3 protein-coding genes are annotated in these 2,222 nt (G+C 68.0%); all 3 read left to right on the top strand.

Annotated elements, in window-relative coordinates; genetic code table 11:
• On the top strand, positions 1-414 hold a 414-nt coding region (locus VFE28_13755; GenBank protein HZM17062.1), incomplete at its 5' end, for an HD domain-containing protein.
• Between the two features lie 9 nt (positions 415-423).
• Positions 424-1,818, top strand: coding sequence for an MmgE/PrpD family protein (locus tag VFE28_13750; GenBank protein HZM17061.1), 1,395 nt, complete (start codon positions 424-426; stop codon positions 1,816-1,818).
• Positions 1,819-2,003: 185 nt separating this feature from the next.
• On the top strand, positions 2,004-2,222 hold a 219-nt coding region (locus VFE28_13745; protein HZM17060.1), incomplete at its 3' end, for a citrate lyase ACP.

Below are 2,222 nucleotides of genomic sequence, written 5' to 3'. Positions count from 1 at the left end.
GCGGATCTGATGCGGATCCCCTTCACGCTGCTGGCGGAGAACGTGAACATCATGTACCTGGAGCACGTGCGCACCGTGTGCCGGATGTGCATCGGCATGGAAAAGGTATTGCGCGACGCCTACGGCGACCGCGCCCGTATCGACCACGACACCCTGGTGGCGGGAGCGCTGCTGGCGGACGTGGGCAAGATGCTCGAGTACGAGGAGAAGAACGGCAAGATCGTGAAGGGCAAGGCGGGGGAGTACTTGCGTCATCCCTTCAGCGGCGTCGGCTTGTGCTGGAAACACGGCATTCCCGAGGCGGTCATGCACGTGGTCGCGACGCACTCCAAGGAAGGCGACCACGTCCGGCGCTCGCCGGAATCGATCATCTTCCACCACGCGGACTTCACCGACTTCGAGCTGGTGAAATAGGGAGGCTCCTTGGACACGATCACCGGCACCTTGTCGCGCTGGGCGGCGGAGCTGCGCTACGAGCACCTCTCGCCCGAGGCCATCGCGGCGGCAAAGGCCTTCCTCTACGACTCCCTGGGCTGCGCTCTTGGCGGCTGGCGCACACACGATGCGCGGCTCGCTCTGGAGCACCTCGACGAGGTCGGGGGCAAGCCCGTGTGCACGCTCATCGGCTCCGGGACGAAGACCGACCCGGTGAGCGCCGCCTTCGCCAACGCCCTCATGATCCGGGCCCTGGACTACAACGACATCTATTGGAAGGCGGATCCTTCGCATCCGAGCGACATCATCCCGGCCGCCCTCGCCCTCGGTGAGCGCCAGAACCTGGGGGGCCGCGATCTCATCGTCGGCATCGTGCTCGCGTACGAGATCGAGATGCGCCTGTGCCTGGCGGGCGTGCCGGGCATCCGCGAGCGTGGCTGGCACCACGCCACCTTGACCGCCTTCGCCGCCCCCATGGTCGCGAGCCGCATGCTGGGGTTGCCGTGGCAGCAGATGCAGCACTCCATCGGCATTGCCGCGAGCCGCCACTGCACTTTGGGTGCGGTCACCGCGGGCAAGCTCACCATGATGAAGAACACCGTGGATCCGATGGCGACGCGGGCCGGCGTCGAGTCGGCGCTCCTCGCTGCCCGCGGCTACACCGGCCCGGAGCACGTGCTGGACGGGAAGGAAAGCCTCTTCCACTGCCTCGGCGACGGCTGGGATCGCGGCAAGCTCACCGACGACCTCGGCAAGCGCTTCCTCATCGTGGACTGCAGCATGAAGGCGTTCCCCACCGAGGCGCTGACGCACTCGCCCATCACCGCCACCTTGGCGATCTTGCGGGAGCAGGAGCTCGCCGCCGAGGACATCGCGACCGTGGAGATCGAGAGCATCGCCCGCGCCGCCGACATCCTGAGCGATCCGTCGAAGTACGAGCCCGATTCGAAGGAAACCGCCGACCACAGTTTGCCCTACTGCATCGCCGCCGCTCTCGTGGACCACAAGGTGACGACGCAGCAATTCACCGAGGCGAAGATCCGCGACCCGCGGCTGCGGGCGCAGCTCCGCAAGGTGAAGGTGACGGCGAACCAGGAGTTCGAGAATCTCTTCCCGGCGCAGCAGAGCAGCCGGGTGACGATCACGACCACGGCGGGGAAGCAGTTCACCCGGCGGGTCGACGTCCCCAAGGGCGACCCGCGCGATCCGATGACGCCGGAAGAGATGCAGATCAAGTTCGAGGCGCTGGCGGAGCCGGTGCTGAGCCCGCGGCGGCGGCAGGAGCTGCGCGACGCCGTCTTCACTCTGGAAGACGTGCCGCACTGCAGCGAACTCATGGCCCTCTGCGCCGCGGACCGTAAATCGCCGGGGCTCTCCGGATAGTCCATGGGCACGCCCCTGGCGCACACTCAGGCTCCCTGGACAGGTCGGTCCGGGGGGCGTCACGAGCCCGTCGCGAGGGCATGGATGCCCGAGCAGGGCCTCGTGCCGAGCGACGAGCGCGCAGGAGTGCGCGCGAGGAGCGTACCCCCGGACCGACCTGTCCTGGGAGCCTGAGGGAGACATCGATGGCAGCGAGGGCCGAAGAGAGGGTGCAGACCGGCGAGGCCGGGCGGCGCGGTGACGACGTGCGGTCGGACCTGTGGGTCCGCGCCACGCTGCGCGACTCCGGTGGACTCGACCTGCAGGTGCGCTCCAAGGTCGAGCCCTACTATGGTGAGGCCATCCGCACGCAGCTGCGTGCGCTCTGTGCCACCGCCGGCGTCGAGCACGCCAAGCTCGAGCTG

The sequence above is a fragment of the Candidatus Krumholzibacteriia bacterium genome (assembly GCA_035649275.1).
Taxonomy (GTDB): domain Bacteria; phylum Krumholzibacteriota; class Krumholzibacteriia.
The sequence above is the reverse complement of the archived record's forward strand: the minus strand, read 5'-3'. Positions and strand labels throughout refer to the sequence as shown.